At 68.1% G+C, this 22,358-nt stretch carries 19 protein-coding genes; 4 read left to right on the top strand and 15 right to left on the bottom strand.

Annotation, left to right across the window (positions count from 1 at the left end):
• The first annotated feature begins 68 nt into the window (after window positions 1-68).
• Complete coding sequence (locus tag H4281_RS18370; RefSeq protein ID WP_182892170.1) at window positions 69-3,446, top strand: pyruvate carboxylase; 3,378 nt, start codon at window positions 69-71, stop codon at window positions 3,444-3,446.
• Window positions 3,447-3,565: 119 nt separating this feature from the next.
• A complete protein-coding gene (locus tag H4281_RS18365) occupies window positions 3,566-4,363 on the top strand; it encodes an arginase family protein (protein ID WP_182892169.1) in 798 nt (265 codons plus the stop codon).
• A 145-nt stretch (window positions 4,364-4,508) separates the two neighbouring features.
• Here the strand turns inward: H4281_RS18365 and H4281_RS18360 are convergent, their stop codons facing one another.
• Both H4281_RS18360 and H4281_RS18355 read right to left on the bottom strand, forming a co-directional pair.
• The gene (locus H4281_RS18360) at window positions 4,509-4,895 is read right to left on the bottom strand and encodes a GntR family transcriptional regulator (RefSeq protein WP_182892168.1); all 387 of its coding nucleotides are present in this window, start codon (window positions 4,893-4,895) and stop codon (window positions 4,509-4,511) included.
• Complete coding sequence (locus H4281_RS18355) at window positions 4,896-5,624, bottom strand: hypothetical protein (protein WP_312872140.1); 729 nt, start codon at window positions 5,622-5,624, stop codon at window positions 4,896-4,898.
• Window positions 5,625-5,971: 347 nt separating this feature from the next.
• Here H4281_RS18355 and H4281_RS18350 point away from each other — a divergent pair, with 347 nt between their 5' ends.
• Window positions 5,972-7,270: a PucR family transcriptional regulator gene (locus H4281_RS18350; protein WP_182892167.1), complete on the top strand. Its 1,299-nt coding sequence runs from the start codon at window positions 5,972-5,974 to the stop codon at window positions 7,268-7,270.
• A gap of 367 nt (window positions 7,271-7,637) precedes the next feature.
• Here H4281_RS18350 and H4281_RS18345 read toward each other — a convergent pair whose 3' ends face one another.
• Window positions 7,638-9,080 (bottom strand): DUF6801 domain-containing protein, encoded by a 1,443-nt coding sequence (locus H4281_RS18345; RefSeq protein WP_182892166.1) that lies wholly within the window; start codon window positions 9,078-9,080, stop codon window positions 7,638-7,640.
• 243 nt (window positions 9,081-9,323) lie between these two features.
• On the opposite strand from H4281_RS18345, the gene H4281_RS18340 reads away from it, so the two are divergent.
• Window positions 9,324-10,361, top strand: a complete 1,038-nt coding sequence (locus H4281_RS18340; protein ID WP_246412053.1) for an RCC1 domain-containing protein — start codon at window positions 9,324-9,326, stop codon at window positions 10,359-10,361.
• Window positions 10,362-10,764: 403 nt separating this feature from the next.
• Here H4281_RS18340 and H4281_RS18335 read toward each other — a convergent pair whose 3' ends face one another.
• From H4281_RS18335 to H4281_RS18280, 12 genes are all read right to left on the bottom strand, one after another.
• On the bottom strand, window positions 10,765-11,376 hold the full coding sequence (locus H4281_RS18335) for a DUF6801 domain-containing protein (RefSeq protein ID WP_182892165.1): 612 nt from the start codon (window positions 11,374-11,376) through the stop codon (window positions 10,765-10,767).
• Window positions 11,377-11,706: 330 nt separating this feature from the next.
• A complete protein-coding gene (locus H4281_RS18330; protein ID WP_182892164.1) occupies window positions 11,707-12,342 on the bottom strand; it encodes a hypothetical protein in 636 nt (211 codons plus the stop codon).
• Between the two features lie 34 nt (window positions 12,343-12,376).
• Complete coding sequence (locus H4281_RS18325; RefSeq protein ID WP_246412051.1) at window positions 12,377-12,847, bottom strand: hypothetical protein; 471 nt, start codon at window positions 12,845-12,847, stop codon at window positions 12,377-12,379.
• 728 nt (window positions 12,848-13,575) lie between these two features.
• On the bottom strand, window positions 13,576-13,815 hold the full coding sequence (locus H4281_RS45210) for a hypothetical protein (protein WP_220507450.1): 240 nt from the start codon (window positions 13,813-13,815) through the stop codon (window positions 13,576-13,578).
• A gap of 362 nt (window positions 13,816-14,177) precedes the next feature.
• Window positions 14,178-15,383 carry an MlaD family protein gene (locus H4281_RS18315; protein ID WP_182892163.1) on the bottom strand — a complete coding sequence of 402 codons (1,206 nt, stop codon included), beginning with the start codon at window positions 15,381-15,383 and terminating at the stop codon, window positions 14,178-14,180.
• Window positions 15,383-16,435, bottom strand: coding sequence for an MCE family protein (locus tag H4281_RS18310; protein ID WP_182892162.1), 1,053 nt, complete (start codon window positions 16,433-16,435; stop codon window positions 15,383-15,385). Before H4281_RS18310 ends, H4281_RS18315 begins: the two co-directional genes overlap by 1 nt.
• Window positions 16,432-17,430, bottom strand: a complete 999-nt coding sequence (locus H4281_RS18305; protein ID WP_182892161.1) for an MCE family protein — start codon at window positions 17,428-17,430, stop codon at window positions 16,432-16,434. The genes H4281_RS18310 and H4281_RS18305 overlap by 4 nt, the downstream gene beginning before the upstream one ends.
• Entirely contained in the window at window positions 17,427-18,410 is a 984-nt protein-coding gene (locus H4281_RS18300; RefSeq protein ID WP_182892160.1) for an MCE family protein, read from the bottom strand. Before H4281_RS18300 ends, H4281_RS18305 begins: the two co-directional genes overlap by 4 nt.
• A complete protein-coding gene (locus H4281_RS18295) occupies window positions 18,407-19,408 on the bottom strand; it encodes an MCE family protein (RefSeq protein ID WP_182892159.1) in 1,002 nt (333 codons plus the stop codon). Before H4281_RS18295 ends, H4281_RS18300 begins: the two co-directional genes overlap by 4 nt.
• Window positions 19,405-20,646 (bottom strand): MCE family protein, encoded by a 1,242-nt coding sequence (locus tag H4281_RS18290; protein ID WP_182892158.1) that lies wholly within the window; start codon window positions 20,644-20,646, stop codon window positions 19,405-19,407. Before H4281_RS18290 ends, H4281_RS18295 begins: the two co-directional genes overlap by 4 nt.
• Window positions 20,643-21,485 (bottom strand): MlaE family ABC transporter permease, encoded by an 843-nt coding sequence (locus H4281_RS18285; protein ID WP_182892157.1) that lies wholly within the window; start codon window positions 21,483-21,485, stop codon window positions 20,643-20,645. Before H4281_RS18285 ends, H4281_RS18290 begins: the two co-directional genes overlap by 4 nt.
• Window positions 21,485-22,258 (bottom strand): MlaE family ABC transporter permease, encoded by a 774-nt coding sequence (locus tag H4281_RS18280; protein WP_009074192.1) that lies wholly within the window; start codon window positions 22,256-22,258, stop codon window positions 21,485-21,487. The genes H4281_RS18285 and H4281_RS18280 overlap by 1 nt, the downstream gene beginning before the upstream one ends.
• Window positions 22,259-22,358 lie beyond the last annotated feature (100 nt).

Here is a 22,358-nt window from a genome sequence, read left to right as displayed (position 1 = left end):
GCTCCCGCACCGCGGGACGAACCGGGTAACGTGCCTTCGATACCGATCCGAAAAGGGAAGGACCGGGCATGTTCCGCAAAGTGCTGGTGGCCAATCGCGGCGAAATCGCGATCCGGGCGTTCCGCGCAGGTTACGAACTGGGCGCGGGCACAGTCGCCGTGTTTCCGCACGAAGACCGCAACTCGCTGCACCGGCTGAAGGCCGACGAGGCCTACGAGATCGGCGAACCGGGCCATCCGGTCCGCGCCTATCTGTCGGTCGAGGAGATCGTCAAGGCCGCCAAGAAGGCGGGCGCGGACGCGGTCTATCCGGGTTATGGCTTCCTGTCGGAGAACCCCGACCTGGCCATGGCCTGCGAAGAAGCGGGGATCACCTTCGTCGGCCCGAGCGCCGAAATCCTCGAACTGACCGGGAACAAGGCGCGCGCGGTCAAGGCGGCGCGCGAGGCCGGGGTCCCGGTGCTCGGTTCGTCGGAGCCGTCCAGCAACGTCGACGAACTGGTCGCGGCGGCCGACGAACTCGGCTTCCCGGTGTTCGTCAAGGCGGTCGCAGGCGGCGGTGGCCGAGGCATGCGCCGCGTCGAGGACCCGGCTTTGCTGCGCGAGTCGATCGAGGCCGCCGCGCGCGAGGCCGAGTCCGCGTTCGGCGATCCGACCGTGTTCCTGGAGAAGGCCGTGGTCGAGCCGCGGCACATCGAGGTCCAGATCCTCGCCGACGGCGAGGGCAACGTGATCCACCTCTTCGAGCGCGACTGTTCCGTGCAGCGCCGCCACCAGAAGGTCGTCGAGCTGGCCCCCGCGCCGAACCTCGACCCCGAACTGCGCGACCGCATCTGCGCCGACGCCGTGAAATTCGCCAGGCAGATCGGCTACCGCAACGCGGGCACCGTCGAATTCCTGCTGGACCGCGAGGGCAAGCACGTGTTCATCGAGATGAACCCGCGCATCCAGGTCGAGCACACGGTCACCGAAGAGGTCACCGACGTCGACCTCGTGCAGTCCCAGCTGCGGATCGCTTCCGGGGAAACCCTCGCCGACCTCGGCCTGTCGCAGGACAAGATCTACCTGCGCGGCGCCGCGCTCCAGTGCCGCATCACGACCGAGGACCCGGCCAACGGTTTCCGGCCGGACATCGGCATGATCAGCGCCTACCGCTCGCCGGGCGGTTCGGGCATCCGGCTCGACGGCGGAACCGCGTTCTCCGGCACCGAGATCAGCGCCCACTTCGATTCGCTGCTGGTGAAACTCACCTGCCGCGGCCGCGATTTCCGCACCGCGGTCGGCCGCGCCCGCCGCGCGGTCGCCGAGTTCCGGATCCGCGGCGTGGCGACGAACATCCCGTTCCTCCAGGCGGTGCTGGACGACCCGGACTTCCGCGCGGGCAACGTCACCACGTCGTTCATCGAGGAACGGCCGCACCTGCTGACCGCCCGGCACTCCGCCGACCGCGGCACGCGTCTGCTGACCTATCTCGCCGATCAGACGGTGAACCGGCCGAACGGCGAGCGTCCGCGCACGCCCGAGGCCGTGACGAAGCTGCCGAAGCTGCCCGCGGATCTCACTCCTGCGGACGGCTCCAAGCAGAAGCTGACCGAACTCGGGCCGGAGGGATTCGCGCGCTGGCTGCGGGAAACCCCGCAGCTCGGCGTCACCGACACCACCTTCCGCGACGCGCACCAGTCGCTGCTCGCGACACGCGTCCGGACCAAGGACCTGCTCGCCGTCGCCCCGGTCGTCGCCGCGACGGTGCCGCAGCTGCTGTCCCTGGAGTGCTGGGGCGGCGCGACCTACGATGTCGCGCTGCGGTTCCTCGCCGAGGACCCGTGGGAGCGGCTGGAGCAACTGCGCAAGGCAGTGCCGAACATCTGTCTGCAGATGCTTCTGCGCGGCCGCAACACCGTGGGATACACGCCTTACCCGACCGAGGTCACCACGGCCTTCGTCGAGGAGGCCACCGCGACCGGCATCGACATCTTCCGCATCTTCGACGCCCTCAACGACGTCGAGCAGATGCGGCCCGCCATCGAAGCCGTCCGTGCCACCGGCACCGCGGTCGCCGAGGTCGCGCTCTGCTACACCTCCGATCTGTCGGACCCGAACGAAAAGCTCTACACACTCGACTACTACCTCAAGCTCGCCGAGCAGATCGTCGGAGCCGGCGCGCACGTCCTGGCCATCAAGGACATGGCAGGCCTGCTCCGCGCGCCCGCCGCGGCCCGGCTGGTGACCGCGCTGCGCAAGGAATTCGACCTTCCGGTGCACATCCACACGCACGACACCGCCGGCGGTCAGCTCGCCACCTACCTGGCCGCCATCCAGGCAGGCGCCGACGCAGTGGACGGCGCCGTGTCGTCGATGGCGGGCACCACGTCGCAGCCGTCGCTCGGCTCGATCGTCGCGGCCACCGACCACTCCGATCGCAGCACCGGCCTCGACCTGCACGCGATCGGCGACCTGGAGCCGTACTGGGAGAGCGTCCGCAAGATCTACGCCCCGTTCGAGGCTGGTCTCGCGTCGCCCACCGGGCGCGTCTACGACCACGAGATCCCCGGCGGTCAGCTCTCCAACCTGCGCACGCAGGCGATCGCGCTGGGCCTCGGCGACCGGTTCGAGGACATCGAGGCCATGTACGCCGCGGCGGACAAGATCCTCGGCCACCTCGTGAAGGTCACGCCTTCGTCCAAAGTGGTCGGCGACCTCGCGCTGCACCTCGTCGGCGCCGGCGTTTCCCCGGCGGACTTCGAGGCGGAGCCGAACAAGTTCGACATCCCGGACTCGGTGATCGGCTTCCTGCGCGGCGAGCTGGGCGACCCGCCCGGCGGCTGGCCGGAACCGTTCCGCACCAAGGCGCTCGAAGGCCGTTCGGCGGCGAAACCGGTCGTCGAACTGTCCGAAGAGGACCACAAGGAACTCGCCGACAACCGCCGCGGCGCGCTGAACCGGCTGCTGTTCCCCGGGCCCACCAAGGAATTCCTCGCACACCGCGACGCCTACGGCGACACCAGCGTGCTTCCGAGCAAGGACTTCTTCTACGGTCTGCGCCCGGGCGAGGAGTACTCGGTGGACCTTGAGCCCGGCGTCCGGCTGCTCATCGAACTGGAAGCCATCGGCGAGGCCGACGAACGCGGCATGCGGACCGTCATGTCCACGCTCAACGGCCAGCTCCGGCCGATCCAGATCCGGGACCGCTCCATCGCCTCGGACATCCCGGCCACCGAAAAGGCCGAGAAGGGCAACCCGAAGCAGATCGCCGCGCCGTTCGCGGGCGTGGTGACGCTGCAGGTGGCCGAGGGCGACCAGGTGGCGGCAGGGGCGACCGTGGCGACGATCGAGGCCATGAAGATGGAAGCGTCGATCACCGCTTCGGCGGCGGGCAAAGTCGGTCGGCTGGCAATCACCTCCGTTCAGCAGGTCGAGGGCGGAGACCTTCTCATCGTGCTCGAATAGCCCGCTCCCGCGCCACTTTTTCTCGTGCGAGGGGTCCCTTCGCTCCAAAACGGAGCGAAGGGACCCCTCGCACCATTTACGGCTCGCTTTTTCCGGGGGGTTCGCGCTAGCGTCGAAGCATGCTGATCAACGCGGTGCCGCAATGGCAGGGCGCGATCAGTCCCCGAGCCAAGGGGCTGGTCGAGGGCTGCCGCGCACTTTCCGAACTGGCCGGGCACGTGCTCGGCAAGCCGGTGCACCACGTACGCCAGGACGCAGCGACGTCCGACGTCGTCGCCGGAATAGCCAACCGGTCCGTGCTCACGGGCACGAACCGGCAGTTGCAGCTCGCTGCGCTCGAAGCGCCGGAAGGCCCGGTGCTCACGATCGGCGGCGACTGCGGCGTCGAGCTGGTCCCGGTCGGTGTCGCGCGTTTCCGTTACGGCGCAACGCTTGGCGTCGCGTGGTTCGACGCGCACGCGGACTTGAACACGGCGGATTCCTCGCCCTCGGGGGCCTATCACGGCATGGTGCTGCGGTCGTTGCTCGGCGAGGGCGACAAGGATTTCGCCGCGAGTCCGGCGATCGAACGCGGCCAAGCAGTGCTGTTCGGCACCCGCTCGCTCGATTCCGCGGAAGAGGAAGCCATTGCCGGCGGCCTCGCCGTGCGCTCCGACGACGTCGCCGGAGCGCTGAACGCCGCGGGAGCGGACCGCGTTTATCTGCATGTGGATTTGGACATTCTTGATCCCGAAGAGTTCCCCGGAGTGAATTATCCGGAGCCCGGCGGGCTCACGATCGCTGAATTGGCCGAAGCAATCGACGGGCTTTCCGGAATGGAGGTCGTCGGTGCGGGCATCACGGAATGCGTCGGCACGGAAGTCGCCGCGCTGGAACCCGTGCTGGCCGCGGTGGGGAGGGTGCTGATGGAGGGCTGAACCTCCGCGCCGAGGCGGTGAGACCGCGCCTCGTCCGGTGAGTGGACCACGGGAACGCACGGGCAAGAAGGAGGTGTGCCCGAGACCGTGCGGAAGACGGTTCACAGAACGGCGAACACCGCGCCGGCCGGACGATCGACCGGATTCACTGCGACGGCGTGTCCAGGCTCGCCAATGCCGCGCGCACGGCGTCGACGGCTTCGTCCGGCGCGACCCCGAGTTCCCGGCTGTGCCGGGCGTATTCGACGGCCGCGTTGCGAAGCAGTGCGCCCGGATCCGGTCGCTCGGCCGGGCCGGTCACGACGGTTCCGCGTGCTCGTGCGGTGGTGACCCAGCCGGCGGACTCGAGCTCGCGGTACACGCGGGCGACGGTGCCGGAGGCGAGCCCGAGGTCCCTCGAAAGCTGACGGATCGGCGGCAGGCGGGCGTCCCGGGCGAGGGAGCCGGTCGTGATCGCGCGGACTATCTGGTCGTGCACCTGACGCCAGGGCGGAACTCCGCTTTCGGCGTCGACCACTACTCGCAGCGGCATTTACCGTGCTGCCGTGGTTGTCGCGCGCTGCTTCGGCGGCGGGCCGACGATCGCGAGGAACGCGGCGACGGTGGCGACGAACGCGAGGAACGAGGTGAGGTCGCCGACCGTCCAGCCGAGCGTGGCAGCCGTTCCGGTGCCGAGCCCGAGGGCGACGCGCGCGCTGCGCACGCGCAGTGCCTGGTCGACTTCCGGGTCGCCGGCGGCCGGACGACGCACCGCGAGGAGCACGATGATCCACGACACCGCGGCCGCGCCGACTGTCACCGCCAGCGGGCCCCATTGCCGCAAAACGGCGAGATGCACGACGGCGGCGAGGGTGGCCAGCCCGGAGACGATGATCGTCCACAGCGGAGCGAAATCGAGCACGCCGCGCGGTGCGAGCACGGCTTCCCTGCGGGGTTCCCGCGAGGGGCGCTGAGCGAGGATTTCGGCGGCGAGCCCGCCGAGCAGCACCACGAACACCAGCGAGTTCGCGTTCCGTTCGCCGACGAGATTCGTCGTGCCCGGGATGAGGGGCAGGCCGAGGAACAGCCACGGATACCAGAATCGACGACGGCGCAGATAGCGCACGGCCACCGGCACCTGGTCGGCGGTCGGGTTCCGCACGCCCCATTTCGCCAGCAGCCGCACGCCTTGTTTCTCGCCTGGCCACAACACGATCAGGATGATCAGCCCGAACAGGCCGGTGATGCCCGCGACGGCGAGCGCCGTGTCGAGTTGCATCATGAACCCCTCCCTCTTGTATCAAGCACATGCTACAAGAGGGAGGAGGACTCTGCCGGGTGACGCTCTGTGGTCGTTTTCGCTGCCCGCCGGGTCGCCGCTGAAGGCAGGCGCCCTGGTGCGTCCGTTTGTACGCACGGCGTAGCGCGCCTGGTGGTGTGTTGTCGCGATGTGCCCCTCTGACCTCGTGAACTTGTCACAAACGTGACAAGAAATCGGTTTCTTCGCGGAGCGGTGACACGTTTGGCGTTGGTTTTTCGATGTGTCGGGTGTCACCCCTCAATGGATGCGGGGGCTCCCGGCAGCGCTGCGGCGCGGTCGGGGAACCGGGGCGGAGCGAAGGAGCTGCGATGTCGGTGGAGCGGGGACTCGATCACGCTGTGCCGTCGGCTGCGCTGCCACGCAAACTCGCCGAGATCCTGCGGCCCGAACTGGCGAGCCTGTCCGCCGAGATCGTCGACGAAATCCGCGCGACGATTCCCGCCTACGCGCGTCCGCTCGACGGTCCGTACGGGAGATCGATCCGCGCGGGCGTCGAGTATGCGATCACGCTGTTCGTCGCGCAGATCGCCGACCCGCGGGCGTCGAAGGAACAATCGCACGAGGTGCACCATCGGCTCGGGCAGAACGAGATGCGGGAAGGGCGGAGCCTCGACACTCTGCAATCGGCGTATCGGGTCGGCGCGCGCGTGTCGTGGCGCCGGATCATGCGGGTCGGACGGCGGGCCGGCCTTTCCTCGGCGGTCATGTCGCAGCTGGCTGATGCGATGTTGGCGTTCATGGACGAATTGGCGTCGGTCGCACTGGATGGCTATTTAGAGGCGAAAGCTCGCACCGCCGGCGCATTGGACACTTGGCGGCGACGGCTGCTCGGCGTCCTGCTGGAGGTCCCGGCCGCCCCGCCGAAGGCGATCGCGGAGTTGGCTCAGCTGACCGGTTGGGCAGTGCCGGAGCAGGCGTCGCCGATTGCTGTCCAATCGCCGCTCAACGGCAGGGCCCGCCGGCACGCGACGTTGGACTCGGATGTCCTGGCGGACCTGGACTCCGCCGAGCCGTGCATCGTCGTGCCCGGCGCGGTCAATGGTGCCCGGCTGGCGACTCTTCAGGCCGCACTGCCGAATTGCCGGCTGTCGGTCGGGCCGTGCGTGCCATTGGCCAGCCTCGCCGACTCTCTGCGCTGGGCACGCCGCACACTGGTTCTCGCCGATCGGGGGCGAATCCCTGGTGAGCGGGTGCTTCGCGCGGAGGAGCATCTCGCTGCCTTGCTGGTGCATTCGGACGGCGTGCTCACCGAACTCCTCCGCACCCGGCTTTTCGCCCCCTTGGCGGACATGACCGACAAGCAGCAGGATCGGCTTCTCGAAACGTTGCGCGCCTGGCTCGACAGTCAGGGGAACGTGGTCGAGATCGCCGAGCGCCTGCAAGTCCACCCGCAGACGGTGCGCTACCGCATGCGCCAATTGCAGGCGACCTTCGGCGAACTGCTGCGCGATCCGGCCGCGCGGTTCGAAATGGAACTGGTCTTGCGCGCGGCCGCGGACGACCGGCCACGTTCGGGACTGTCTTGGCCGCCGCCTCTCGACGCGGCGACCATGGTGCCAGCCAGTCGTCGGCCGACTTCTTACGAGGACTCGCGAAGCCGCCGCTGAGCGGCTTGGTTCAGTGGTCCGCGCAGAGGTTGAACTGATGCGCGGACGAACGTCGGCGGGTGTTCGTGCTGTGGGGTTGCCGACGCCGACCGACACGGGCCATTTTGCTCGTTTCTGGAATCGTGAAAACCGATACGGAAGGACTCGACAAGAAGCCTGAGGAGGCACACAAGGGAAGATTCACGACGTCTCCGCTCGCAGTCCCTCGAAGCCCGTCCATTCCCGCGGCTCGCAATAGTGCGTGATAGTTGCCGGTCGGAGTAAGCGTGCCGCTGAACTCGGTCAGCGCGGCGACGCCTCCTCGTCCGACCGACGCCGGGCCGGTGAAGTGTACTGAGATCTCGGCAGCCCGGGGCGGCGTTCGCTTTCAGCTGGGAGGCGGTGTGTCGGGAATCGGCTTGCACTTGGTGTGATCTGGGAATTTGTTCGAAGCGCATTCAGAGAAGTTGACGTTGACCACCTTGGCCTGGTTGACGTTCGTCGTGGTCGAGGCCATCCCGGTGAGCAGCGGGCCGAGCGGTTCCGCGGTGCCGCAGTGGACGAACGGCGGCAGGGCGAAACCGCGGTAGTCGGGGTCGGGCGAATTCGGGTCGGTGCTGATGATGCCGCCTGTCGTGGCGTTGTATTTGCCGGACAGGTTGAGGGATACCGGTTTGGCGGTGACGCAGTCCGGGCCGAGATCCAGTGGCACGCCGTTGACTTCGGCATTGCTCATCCGCGCCATCACCTGGACATGGGTGGTCAGGCGGACGCCGCCCCAGAGCTGGCCGGTGAGGTCGATCAGTTTGGAATTGCGGTAGTCGACCGGCAGGAACTCGACCGTGGCGCTCACCGGCACGAATCCGAAACCGAGGAAGGTCGCGGTGACCGGGCGGAAGCCGACGACGCCGGAGATCGTGCTCGGGTCGCGCGGGATGTAGTCGGGCGGGTCGAGGATGAGGGTCCAGGATCCGTTGAGGATCGCGGTCCGGCTGCTGGCCACGGTGGCGCCCAGCCGATAGATCGACGAAGTCGCCGTGACCTGGACGTAGTTGAGCGGGGTGACGAGCGGGAAGCCGTCGTCTTGGGGCGAGACCGCGTTGGGCTCGGCCGCGGGCGGCGCTGGTGGCGGTGAGGGATCCGGCTTCGACGGGCCGGGGGTGTTCGCAGGTGGCTGAGTGGCGAGGACCGACGCCAGGGTGGTCGTCTGGTCCGGGAGGAGAGTGCAGGCGACGGGGGTCGCTTCGGCGGCGGCGTCGGCAGCGGGTTTCAAGGCGATGGTCGGGGCACCGATGTCGAAGCTGACTTTGCCGGGGACAGTGATCGCTTGCTCTGGCAGGTCCGCGGTCGCGGTGAGCTTGACGTCGCCGGTTTCCGGCAACGGGGTCGCGGCGACGGTGAATGGCGTGGGGATCGCGGAGTGCTTGTCGCCTTGATGTGCGGTCAAGTCAAGAGTGAGCCCGCCGCGGACGCCGTCCGCCGCGGTCGGCGCCAGCTGGGCGGCGACGGCATGCGGGAGCAGGAAAGACGCGGCAAGAGAACGGAACTTCAGCCCGGACCCGACCTGCACCGTTGCGGGTACTGCGGCGGAGACGGTGAGGGTGATCTGCTGTGAGCCCGCGGGAGCGGCGAACGGGCAGTCGAAGGTGATGTCTTTGCTGACCTGCTGCTCACCGGCTGATGACGGGGGCGGGGCGGCAGGCATGGGCGTCTCGGTCGAGGCGGAGCTGACGCCGGTGAGCGCTCCAGTGCCGATCGACAGGACCCCGAGGACTGCGAGGGCGACGGAGGCAGTCCGGCGGCGGACCGGGCGCCCGCGTGATTCTGGCATGGTGCGCCTCCTCTCCCGGCGGTCCGGAGAATGGCTTTCGAGCGAAGTTACCGGTGAGTTTCGCCGGTTCGCAAGCGTAGCCGGGCGACGGGGGATTTCCCTTGCCCGCCAGGGCTTTTCTTAGGTTCATGAGACAGTTCGGGGGCGGGCTTTCATTCGATTCTGACAAAGAATCGCCACATTCGCCGCAGAGGCCACGAGGCTGGAATCATCCCTGCCAGACGTTCGGCGGAAGGAGCTGCGATGGCGGCCGGATACCGGCGATGGGGCAAGGGCGCGGCAGCAGTCGCCGCGGTCGCCGTGGTTGGTGCGGGGGCGGCGTCGAGCGGTCCCGCTGTCGTGCTGAACGCACCACCGTCGAAGTCGGCGAACACCGTGGTCACGGCGCAGGCGCAGGCAACGGGCAGCGCTGCAGGCGCGGCGAACGTGCCGCAACTGACCGCGGCTGGGGGCATTTACCAGTGGGGGACTCGGGGCATGCAGGGACTGCCCGCGGCCACTACCTCGGGTCTTTCCGCGGTTTCGGCAGGCGGCTTGTTCGGTCTGGCGCTCAAAAGCGGTGCTGTGCTCGCCTGGGGCGACAACAACTTCGGGGAAAGCGAGGTGCCGGCGGACCTGTCGTCCGGCACGGCCCAGATCGCCGCCGGCTGGCTGCACGGTCTCGGTCTCAAGAACGGCAAAGTGTATGCGTGGGGCAACGACTGGTACGGCCAGACGGAGCTTCCGGCATCGGTGGCCAGCGGGGTGACCGCGATTTCCTCCAGTGCCGTGCACAGCCTCGCGTTGCTGCGCAACGGCCAGGTGGTGAGCTGGGGCAGCCGGACGGACGTGCCGGGCTTCGCGGAGTCCGGCGTCGACGCGATCTCGGCGGGAGGTGACCACAACCTCGTGCTGAAGGCCGGAGCGGTGCTTGCCTGGGGCAGCAACACGTTCGGCCAGACGACGGTTCCCGCTGCGGCGCAGTCCGGGGTGACGGCCATTTCTGCCGGGTACGAGCACAGTCTCGCGCTGAAGGACGGCGGAGTGATCGCCTGGGGGCACGACAACTACGGCCAGACCGACGTGCCCGCCGCGGCCAAGACCGGGGTTGTCGCCATCGACGCCGGGTGGAACCACAACCTGGCGATCAAGGCGGACGGATCGCTGGTCGCCTGGGGCAACAACTCCTACAGCCAGGCGACGGTGCCGAAGCCGCCGGTGTGCGGGCCGGTGACCGGTGCGTCGGCGGGGTACGAGTTCGGCCTGGTGATCACGGACCGGTCGGTGCCCTGCCGGCACTGAAGCGGCGACCGGAAGCCTGGCGAGGCTGGCTGCCCGGATCCTGGCCTGAATCCGGTTCCTGGTGCGCTGGGAAGGGCGGTCGCCGGGGTGCACGTCGAGCGGGCTCTCCCTAGCGTCGAGGGGCTTCTGCCGCGTTGAAAAGTGGTCTCCGGTGCCGGTTCGGGTGCGCGTCCCATCGCAGGGGCGGCAGCAGAACCCTTTGCTGGTAAGGACCTTTGTTTCGTGGTGGAGTGGATGGAATGCTTCGTCGCTCGACGTCGGTTCCCAGTTCCTGCTGCGCGGAGCGACGGTCGCGGGTTCTCATGTCGTGAAGTTCGGGTGCTAGCTGGTTCTCCGACGCCGGGTGTGCTGCCGGAAACAACAACGGAGGGGCGGCAATCAGCCGCCCCTCCGTCAGCCAGGGTCAGGAAATGGTGCCCGACGGGCTGAAGCTGGTGCCCGACGGCGCGGTGCACGTCATGGTCCACGGGGTCCAGCTGTCGTCCGAAGGCTTGTGGAATTCGAGCTGGGCGGAGAGCGTCGTGTCGAGGCCGAACGTCACCGTGCCGGGGCTGCTCGGCGCGGTGTAGGTCGGGATCGACGACGTCGACGTCTGGGCGATGTTCACCGTGATCGCGCCGCCCGCCGGGTAGATCTGCTCCGGGATCTGCAGGCCGGAGGCGTCCGACGGGGAGAGCGAACCGTTGTCGACGGTGATCGGGACATCGGCGGTGCCGCGGATTCCGTCGTATCCCGCGGCGGTGAGCAGCGCGTGGACCAGCGCGGTGATGGTCGCGGTGCCGGAAACGTTGGTCGGGGTCGTGGTGCCGTTGACGGGAATCGTGTCCGGGCCGTCGAACTGCGCCGTGACCGCCACGGTCTGCGGCGGGATGGCCGGGAACGTGCAGCTGTAGTTCGCGGGGCCGGCCTGGTAGGTCGCGGTGGCGGCCGAGGCCGTGCCTGCGGTGAGGACCGCGATCGCGCCTGCCGCGACGCCGGTCACCACGCCCGTGGACAGTTTGCTGAGCCGGGGCATACCATTCTCCTTAGATCGGACTGCAGTTTCGCGGCGACCCTGCGCAGTGGGGACGGAGGTTTCCGCGGATTCCGTTCCGGACCAGGTTTTCGGGAACGGGGATCGGCTCGGTGAGCAATACCGGCCGCGAGCCCAAGGTTACCCGTGAGTTCAGTCGGCAACAACCCTGGTCGGTGCCTTGTCCGCGAGTCGGCGACTGGACCGATTCTTTTGTCATCGGCCGCGTAAACCGTATCGCCGTTTCGTGTGAGCGTGACAATTTCGCGAAGATCAGATATGCGAAAACGGAGTGCCGGAACAGTTTCCGGCACTCCGTTTTCGGGTGGTTGATCAGTTCTTGGAGGTCAGGGTCAGCGAGATCGTGTTGTCCGGCCCGGACACCAGTGCGCCGAGTGCGAGGTCGGCGATGAAGCAGTTCTTGAAGTCCGGAATGGTGTAATTGCCGGTGAGCGTGATCGGCTTGGTGATGTCGACGTTCGCCGCGGCAAGGGTCAGGTCGATCGGCTTGACGGTCGTGCAGCTGCCGGGCACGGTCGGCACCGGGAAGACGGGCACGATCGGGCCTGCCCAGATGTCGCTGATCTCCATGTTCGCGGTTTCGTGGGTGGTGAGGGTGCCGTTCGCGAGCGTGCCGGTGGCGGGCGCGGTCGGGGTGACGGTCACCTTCGCCTTGATCCTGAATCCGCCCGCGAGCAGGGAAATGTTCGCCGTAGCCGGCGGCAATTGCAGATTGGCGTTGAGGCCGACGGCTCCGGTTTGATCGTCGACCAGGAGATTTCCGGCGAGACTTCCGGGGCCGAGGTCGAGAGTGCTGCCGGTCTTCTTCACGACCGTGCTGCCGGTGACCGAGTAGGAGATCGGAATGGGGATTTCGGTCGCTGATGCGGGAACTGCGGAGGCGAGGCTGACCGCGGTCGCGGCGGCCGCTGCGAGCACGCCGATTCTGGCGAGCCGGGAAATGGGCATGACGGTACTCCTTCGGCGGTGAGGAAACAGAATTTCATCGTGGCGCGAGATCGGTGACAAACCAGTTCCCGCCAATTCGCTCAGCGGTGACGGCCAGTTGTGCCGCGGCTGACTCCGGAGTGGCGGAATCCCCCCTCGTGGCCGATTGGTCGAGGAAAACGAGCAACTGTGCGTGGTCGTTCGTGAGGTACTGGACGGAGGTGGCGGAGACGCGCGAGGTGAGGGTCAGGCGTTGGCTCGGAGCCATCGTGCGGACTTGGGCGAAGAGCTTTTCGTAGGAATCGCGGGCGTGGCCGCGGAGCAGGGTGGCGGCGGCGTTCTCGGTGACGTCGGTTTTGTCGTAGGTGTAGGAGAAGATCTTGTTGAGGGTGAGGCTGACGGCGGAGGTGACTTCGGCGGTGGCGGGCTGATCGGTCAGCGCGTGGTTCGAGGAAGCGGCGGACGCGCTGGTGGAGTGGGCTTCGACGGTGCACCAGACGCCGGCGGCGGTGAGGAGGACGGTCAAGGACAGCAGGAGTGCGGGGAGGCGGCGGGTGTTGCGGGGCGTGGAGGTCGGCTCGGTGCCGTCGTGGTCGGGGACGGCGGTCTGGACGGCGTTGGTGTCGGGGGCGGGAGGTCTGTTGGGGATGGAGGTCGGAGTGGCGTTGGTGGCGGGGGCGGGAGGTCGGTCGGCGACGGAGGCCGGGCTGGCGTTGGTGTCGGGGACGAGAGGTCGGTCGGGAACAGCGGTCGGGGTGGCGGTGGAGTCGGAGACGGGAGGTCGGGCGGGTTCGGTGTCGGAGGCTGGCAGGTCTGGATCGGAAGTTGTCGTGGCGCGGTGGGGAGTTGAGCCGGTGCGGGAGGAGGTGGTTGCCGCGGTGGAGGGTGGTTGAGCGGTGGTGCTTGCTGGCTGAGCGGTTTCGGTTTCCGCGGTGGTGTGCTGGTCGGTGGCGGAGGTTTGTGCTGGGGCGATGGGTGGCTGAGCGGATTCGGTTGCGATAGCGGCGGGTGCGGCTGCGGTGGCTCCGGGTTCGGAAGGTGTCTGGCCGGTTCCCTTGCCGGAGACTCGTGGTTGGGCGGCTTCGGCTGTGGCGGGTGCCCGGCTACCGCTGGCTGCGCGCGGCTGGTCGGCTCCGGCTGCCGCAGTGCCCGGATGCGCAGGGTCGGCGGACGCGCTGCCCGGATGCGGAGGGTCGACGATCGCAGCGGAATCGACGGGCTCGGTGCGTGGCTTCGACCGGTGCAGAGAGAGCTTCATGACCCCGCCACCCCCAGTTGCTCCAGTGAGCTGAGTTTCCAGCCGGAGGCGGTGCGGGTCATCGTCGCTGCCAGGCGGGTGCGGCGGATCGGCTGTGCGGTGCCGTCCTTGGTGACCGTGATTTCCACGGAGGCCAGGAGTTTCGCGGTGCCTGCTTCGGTGTCCAGGTCGGAGAGTCCGGCGTCGAGGACGTGGCCTGCGGTGGCGGAGCCGTCGGACGGGACGTCGCTGGGCAAGGCCGACTGGAGGGAGCCGGTCGTCGCGGATCTCCAGTGGGCTAGGGCTTGGTCTCGGTGTTGGGGGTCGAAGGTGGTGACTGTCGTGATCAGGGTGCGGCCGGCGGCGACGGCTTCGTCTCTGGTCGTGCCTCCGGTTGAGGTGGGGGCGGTCGCGGCGGCATGCCATGACCAGGCTGACCAGGCGGCGAAAGCGGTGGCTGCGGTGAGGGCGATTCCGGCGGCCCGCGTCAGGGTGCGGCGGGGAGATTTGGCTGTGGGGGAGGCAGTTGTGTCGGTCGCGGAGTCGTCGTCGGCACGTGAGGACGCCGGGTCAGGCTGCAGCGTGTCGTCACCGGAGGGAGCCTCATCCGGCAAGTCCCTCAGTTTCCCCGGCGTAGCCACAGCATCTCCTCCAGATCGGTCGACGTCGGAAGCCCCGCGACTGCCTCGGGGAAGCCGCCTGGCCGGGCTGGCTCCGGGACTCCGGGGTGGGGTGCGTTTTGCGCGCCGCGGACCGAGGACGGGTCTCCGGCGGGCAGGGTGCAGGCTGCGGCGGTGTTGAACGGGAGAACCGGCAGTTCGGCGCTGCTGCGGATCTTCGTGCTCTCGTACCCCTTCCGGCACGGCGGCGGGTCGAAGAACGTCAAGGCCAGTGACAGCCGTCCGCTGTCGGGGGTGATGGCCGAGGACGTCGCGGCTACGGTTCTCGGCAAGGTGACCAGCAGTTGTTCCAGGCCGTCGGTTCGGGCGCTGAAGACGTCCGCTGTCGTCAAGAGGTTTGCCATCAGGATGGGCAGGCCGGGGCTGGTGTCACGCAGCAAGCCCGTTACCTGGGAAGCGGCTGGTGGGGCGGTGGCGATCAGCTGGCGCAGGTCACCGTCCGACGAAGCCAGTTGCGAGGCGAACAGACGGGCGTTTCGGCTGAAGTCACGCCACGCGGTCGAGGATGCGGCTTGTGTTTTCAGGACTGTCGAGCCGTCGTCGATGAGTTTTGTTGTTTGCGGGAGGTGGGTGGAGGCGGAATCGGTGAAGGACCTCGCGGTGTCCATCAGCAGTTGCAGGTCTGGGCCGCTGCCCTGCAAAGCGTTGTCCAGTTCGTCGACCACGGTGCGCAGGTCTTCGGTCGGTACCGATGAGGTCAGCGAGTCCACATCGGACAGGAAGGTTTGCATGGGGAGGGGCAGGGCGGTGGCACTGCGGGGGATTACGCTGCCGTCCTCCAAATAAGGGCCTTGGTCGGTGGTCGGTTGCAGGTCGACGTACTGCTCGCCGACGGCGGAGCGGTTCGCGACGATCGCGCGGGCGTTCGAAGGGATCTGCGGGGCGGCGGTGTCCAGCAACAGGTCCGCTTCCATCCCGCGCTCGGTCAGGCGCAGCGGGCCGATCCGGCCGACGGCCACGCCTCGGTAGGTGACTTCGCCGTTGGTGAAGATGCCGCCGCCTTCGGAAAGCTCCAGGTGCACGGTGTAGCTCCCGGCACCGAAAAGGCGCTTGATCCCGGCGTATTTCGCGCCGACGAACGAGGTCGCGGCCAGTGCGACTACCACGAAGGCGATGACCTGGATCCGGATCCGTCTGGTGAGCATCAGTTGCCTCCGGAAGGGGGAGGCAGCGTCGGGAGGCCTGGCGGGACACCTTGGCCCGGCGGCGGCAGCGGGACACCGGCACCGGGGGTGACCGTGGCGTAGACGTTCAGGTAGTCGCCCTTGATCGCGTCCAGTACGGGGTCGGTGAAGGGGAACGAGGGCAGGATTTCCAGCGCCTTGGGCAGGTTCTGACCCGCATCGGCCAGGCGGCGCAGGATGGGGGCGAGTGCGCGCAGGTCGGCGGCCAGGTCGTCGCGGCTCTTGTTCGTGACGTCAGTGGCCACTGTGGACAGCTGGTCCAGCGATTGCAGCATCGTCACCAGTTGCGGTCGCTGGTCGGTGAGGGTTTTCAGGCCCGGGGTCAGGTCGGTGAGGGCGTCGGCGATCTGCTGGTTTCGGTCGGCCAGCGACGCCGACAGGTGATTGAGGCCGTCCAGTGCGGCGGTGATGTCGTGGCGGTGGGCGTCGAGATTCGTCATGAGCTGGTTGACGCCGGAGAGGAAGCTGCGGATCTCCTCCTCGTTGCCGTCCATGGCTTTCGTCAGTTCGCGGTTGATCGTCTGCAGCTGACCGATGCCGCCGCCGTTGAGCAGCAGCGACAGCGCGCCGAAGATCTCCTCGAACTCCGGGTTGCGGTTGGTTCGCGACACCGGGATGACCGCCTTGTCTGCTAGCTGCCCGGAGGGCGACGCGACCGGCGCGGCCAGCTCCACGAACTTCTCGCCCAGCAGCGACGATTGCCGCAGCCGGGCGACGGCATTGGCGGGCAGGTGGACGTCGCCGTTTACCGCCAGGACGGTTTCGGCGGTCCAGCCGTCGGCGCCAAGGCGGATCGACTGGACGCGGCCGACCGGGACGTCGTCGACCTTCACCGCGGCCTGCGGGACCAGGTCCAGGACGTCGGCGAACTGGACGGTGACCTCGTACGGATGCGGGCCGAGGTCCGCACCGCCGGGCAATGGGAGGTCGTAGACGCCTCGGAAGCCGCCGGGTGCGGCGCAGCCGGCCAGCGTGCTGACCGCCAGCGCGAGGATAAGCCGTCGTGCCTTCATCGGCCGCCTCCGGTCACGGTCGCGTCCGTTGCCGGGAGCGGCAGGTAATCCAGCAGGTCGGCACGGCCCTGCAGACGTCCGGTTTCCGGATCGATAGCGTTCAGCACGTTTTGTGCGGCCAGCGGGGCGACGTCCAAAGTTTCGGCCAGCGACGCGCGTTGGTCGACCAGCGTCTGCGTCGTCTTGGCGAGTTTGTCTACATTGGACTTGATCGCGGCCCGGTTGTCCCGGATGAAGCCCTGGACAGACGCCAGCGCGCTGCCGAGCGAGCGCAAGGCGCCGGACAGTTCGCCGCGGTTCTCGGCGAGGGTGGCCGACACCTTGGCCAATTGCTGGTTCACGTCCGCGACCTGGCGGTCGTTCGTGGCGAGCATGGTGGTGAACTTCTGCAACTCGTCGACCGTCCCGAACAGGTCCTCCGAGTTGCCCGCCAGCGTGCGGGCGAGGCGGGCGAAGTCGCGGACGGAGGTGTTGAACGCCTTGCCGTTGCCGTCCAGGTTCGCCGCGCCGGTGCGGAGGAGATCGGACAGCGCGCCGTGGGAGTTCGCGCCGTTCGGGCCGAGTGCTTTGCTCAGCGTGTCCAGGCTCGAATACAGCTGGTCCAGCTCCACCGGCGTGCCCGTGCGGGCGGTGCCGATGACCGCGCCGTCGGCTAAGCGCGGGCCGCCGCGGGCGAGTTTGCCCAGCTGGACATAGCGGTCGGCGACCACGCTCGGGGCGATGACCAGCGCGGTCGTGTCCGCGGCGACGGGGATGTGCGGATCTACCGATAAGTCGACACGAACCTGGCTGCCCTGCGGGAGAACCGCGGTGACCTCGCCGACCTTCACCCCGAGCACCCGGACGTCGGATCCGCTGTAGACACCGACGGCCCGGGAAAAGTACGCCGTGACGCGGTAGCGGCCGGATCCGGAGAACACCCACCACAGGACGCCGCAGATCACGAGGGTCATCACCAGCAAGAAGACGACGAAACGGTATGCGCGCGTGGTCATTTCGCGCCTCCCTTCGGCGGGGTGCACGGATCGCGGTTCTCCGGGAGAAGGCCGCACAGGTAGCTGTCGATCCAGCGGCCGTTGCCGGCGGTGTTGGTCAGCACGCGGAAGTACGGCCCGGCGAGCTTCAGGCTTTGCGCGAGGTTCGCGTCTTGGCGTTGCAGCAGGTCAGTCACCTGGTTGAGCTGCTGCAACGCCGGAGCGAGCTGCGCGGTGTTGTCCGAAACGAGCCCGGACAGCTGCTTCGCGAGCTGCTGGGTGCCGACGAGCAGCTGGTGGATCGCGTCACGGCGGTGGTCCAGTTCGGTGAGCAGCAGGTCGCCGTCCTTGACGAGTTTCTCGAAGTCGTCGTTCGAGTTGGCGATCGTGGTGGTCAGTTTGCGCGCGTTGGCCAGCAGCTCGGCGATCTCGTTGTCCCGCGAGGAGACCGTTTTCGACAGCGCGCTGAGCCCGTCCAGCGCGGTGCGGACGTGCTGTGGCGAGTTGCGGAAAGTGTCGCTGATCGTGGAGAAGCTGGTCGCGAGCTGCTTGGTGTCGATCGCGCCCGCGGTGTCGGCGAGGCCGTTGAACGCGTCGGTCACGTCGTACGGGGTCACCGTGCGGTCGCGGGGGATCGGCTGGTCCGGGTTCTGTTCCGCCCGTCCGGCCGGGTCCAGGGCAAGGAACTTCCGGCCCAGCAACGTTTTGATCTTGATCTGCGCCGACGTCCGGTTGCCGATCCAGGCGTTCTTGACGCGGAAGCTGACCAGCACGTGGTCGTCGTCCAGGTCCACTCGGGACACTTCGCCGACCTTGATCCCGGCGATCCGCACCTCGTCGTCCGCCTGCAGTCCGGCCGCCTCGGTGAATTCGGCCTGGTAGGTGGTGCCGCCGAGGAACGGCAGACGGTTGTAGTTCAGCGTGCCGGTGAGCACCGCGGCCAGCGCGAGGCTGCCGACGACCCCCAGCACGAGCGGATTGCGCTCCCGGAACGACTTCACGCGCCACACCTCGCCGCGGTCGGCGCCACCCCGCGCGGCGGCGAGGTTTCCAGGACGGCTTTGCACAGGTAGAAGTTCATCCACGAGCCGTACGACCCGAGCGTGCCGATGCGGTCCATCTTCTTGGGCAGCGTGGTCAGTGCCTTGTCCACGTCGGCCTCCCCCTTGTTCAGGTTCCGGGTCAGCGCGTCGAGACCGGAGATGCTGTCCTTGAGCCCGGGCCGGATCTCGGTGAGCAGCCCGCTGGTGGACTGCGTCAGCTCGGCAAGGCCGGAGACGGCGTCACCGATCGCGGTGCGGTCCTCGGCGAGCCCGGACACGAGCTGGCGCAGCGTCGACACGAGCGTCGCGAGCGAATCACCCTTGCCGTTCACGGTTTTCAGCACCGAGTTCAGGTTGCCGATCACCTTGCCGATGACCTGGTCGCGGCCGGCGAGCGTGCTCGTGAGCGATCCGGTGTGCTGCAGCAGTTCGGTCACCGTGCCGCCTTCTCCTTGCAGCACTTGGACGATCTCGCCGGACAGGTCGTTGACGTCCTTGGGCGAGAGCGCCTGGAAGAGCGGTTTGAAGCCGTTGAACAGGTCGGTCAGGTCGAGTGCCGGAGTCGTGCGGTCCAGCGGGATTTCGCCGCCGGACGGCAGCACCCCGGCCGGGTCGCGGGGGCGCTCCAGCGCGAGATAGCGCTGGCCGACCATGTTGCGGTACTTGATCACAGCGGTGACGTTGGCGGGCACTGTGCGGCCGTTCTCCAGCGAGAAGCTGACGTGCGCGCGGTTCTGGCCGACGACGTCGAGGCCCTCGATCTGCCCGACCTTCACCCCGGAGATCCGCACGTCGTCGCCGACATTCAACGCGGTGGCGTCGACGAAAGTGGCGCCGTAGCGCTGGCTCTCGCCGACCGAACCGCCGGTGATCGACAACGCGAGAATGACCGTCGCGAGCACGGTGACCAGGATGAAGATCAGGCTTTTGACCAGGGGAGCGGCAAGGTTTCTCACTTCGCCGTCACCTCCGTTCCGCGATAAAGCGGGCCGACGAGCACACTGCTCCACATCGGCACGTCAGCGGTCGAAACGCCCAGCGAAGGCGCGATCAGCGGGGCCAGGAACTGCTGCTCCTGCGGGGAATTCGCGATACCGAGGTCTCCGGTCGACGGCACGGTCGCCGGAGTGCCGGCGGTCGGCGTCACGCCGCTCGGGTAGCAGCGCGGGCCGGTCTTCTCGGTGTAAGCCGGATCGTCCTTGCCCGGCACGTATTTGCCGCGCGACTTGGACACGGTGACCTCGACGTGCAGCCCGGGTTCCTTCGTTCCCGCGCCGAGGACCCGGTCCATCGACGGTTTCAAGTCGGTGAGCGCCTGTAGAGTGCAAGGGAAGCTGGGGGAGTACTTGGCACCGATTTCGAGCGGACGGCGGCTGTCCGCGGACAACGCGATGATGTTGTTCCGGTTCTGCCGCAGGAACGTCGTGAGGTCCCGCGACGACGTGGTGACCTGCTGATACAGCGAGCCGAGGTCGGTTCGTTTCGCGCTGATCGTGCCGAGGGTGACCGACGAATCGGTGAGCGCGTCGAGCAGATCTGGTGCGATGTCGCCGTACATCCGGGTGACGGTGGCGAGGTCGCGCACGTTTCGGTCCAGCTGCGGCAGGTTCGGGTTGAACCGCCGGAGGTAGTCCGACGCGGTAGCCAGCGTCTGGCCCAGCTGTGCGCCGCGGCCTTGCAGTGCGGTGGAAACCGCGGTCAGCGTGGTCGCCAGTTTCTGCGGCTGCACGGCCTTCAGCACCGGGAGCAGGTTGTCGAAGACGCGCTCCAGTTCGATCGCGTTCGCCGACCGGTCCTGCGAGATCACGTCTCCGGCCTGCAAGGGGCGCTTCCGTCCAGTGTCCGGAATGGACAGTTGGACGTACCGTTCGCCGAAGAGGGTCTTCGGCACCAGCAACGCGGAGACGTTGACCGGCAGCCATTTCACCTGCTCCGGGTCCAGCGCCAGCGAGATCTCCGCGCCGCCGCGGATCGCGTGCACGCCCCGGATGTCGCCGACCACGACGCCGCGCGCCTTCACCTGCCCGCCCGCGCGCAGCTGGTTGCCGACGCGGTCGGCCCGCAGCGTCACCGGGACCGTGGTGGTGAAGTCCTTGTTGTAGATCTTCACTGTGAGCAGCACGAACGCCGACAGCACCGCCAGGAACAGCACCCCGGCGGTGCGGACTCCGGTCTTGTGCCAGCGCCGGTTCATCCGGCCACCTGCACGGTCGTGGTCGCGCCCCAAATCGCGAGGCTGAGGAAGAAGTCCAGCACGCTGATCGCGACGATCGCCGTCCGCACTGCCCGACCCACCGCGACACCGACACCAGCTGGCCCGCCGCTCGCGCGGAAGCCGTAGTAGCAATGCGCGAGCACCACGACGACGCTGAAGATCAGCACTTTCCCGAACGACCACAGCACGTCGCCAGGCGGCAGGAACAACAGGAAGTAATGGTCGTAGGTGCCCGCGGATTGCCCGAACCCCCACACCGTGACCTGCCGCGACGCGAGATACGACGACAACAGCCCCACCGCGTACAGCGGAATCACCGCGATGAAGCCGGCGATCACCCGCGTGGTCACCAGATACGGCACGCTCGGGATGCCCATCACTTCGAGCGCGTCGATCTCCTCCGAGATCCGCATCGCGCCCAGTTGCGCGGTGAACCCGCAGCCGACCGTCGCGGACAACGCCAGCCCGGCCACCAGCGGCGCGATCTCGCGCGTGTTGAAGTACGCCGAAATGAACCCGGCGAACGCCGACGTGCCCACCTGGTTCAGCGCCGAATATCCTTGCAGCCCCACGACAGTCCCGGTCGCGACGGTCATCCCGACCATCACGCCGATGGTCCCGCCGATCACCGCCAGCGCGCCGCTGCCGAAGCTCACCTCGGCCAGCAGCCGGACGATCTCGCGCAGGTACCGGCGCACCGCGCGCGGCACCCAGCCGAGCGCGCGCAGGAAAAACAGGATCTGGTCGCCGAGAGTGTCGAGGAAGCTCAGCCTGCGGTCGATGGCTTCGAGCACGCGCGTCGGAGTCGGGGTGGCCATCAGCTTCCCTTCGGCGGCACGAGCTGGAGGTACACCGTGGTGAGGATCAGGTTCAGCACGAACAGCAGCAGGAACGTGATCACGACGGACTGGTTCACCGCGTCGCCGACGCCCTTCGGCCCGCCGCGCGGGTTCAGGCCTCGATACGACGCGACGACCGCGGCGACAAACCCGAACAGCAGTGCCTTGATCTCGCTGATCCACAGGTCCGGCAGTTGCGCGAGCGCGGAGAAACTCGCCAGGTACGCACCAGGAGTGCCGCCCTGCATGATCACGTTGAAGAAGTAGCCGCCGAGGACCCCGACCACGCTGACCATGCCGTTGAGGAACACCGCGACACCCATCGCGGCCAGCACCCGCGGCACGATCAGCCGCTGGATCGGCGAAACCCCCAGCACCTCCATCGCGTCGATTTCCTCGCGGATGGTGCGCGAACCGAGGTCGGCGCACATCGCGCTGCCGCCCGCGCCCGCGATCAGCAGCGCGGTCACGATCGGGCTGGCCTGCTGGATGATCGCGAGCACGCTCGCCGCGCCGGTGAACGACTGCGCGCCGATCTGCGTGGTCAGCGACCCGATGTGCAGCGCGATCACCGCGCCGAACGGGATCGACACCAGCGCGGTCGGCAGGATCGACACGCTCGCGATGAACCAGAACTGCTGGACGAGTTCACGGAACTGGAACGGGCGGCGGAACGTCAGCCGGACGACGTCGAGCCCCAGTGCGTAAAGCCGGCCGGTCTGGTGCAGTGCCGCGGCGCCGGGAAACGCCATCGCCCGACCTCCCAGCAATTTCCGGGCACGGCGGAATGCCCGCCGAACGTCCGTTCCGGTGCTGATCCGTTTGGCGGACCGAGCCGGAACCCTGACGTGC

Origin of the sequence: Amycolatopsis dendrobii (genome assembly GCF_014145675.1) — a bacterium.
GTDB lineage: Bacteria > Actinomycetota > Actinomycetes > Mycobacteriales > Pseudonocardiaceae > Amycolatopsis > Amycolatopsis dendrobii.
The sequence above is the reverse complement of the archived record's forward strand: the minus strand, read 5'-3'. Positions and strand labels throughout refer to the sequence as shown.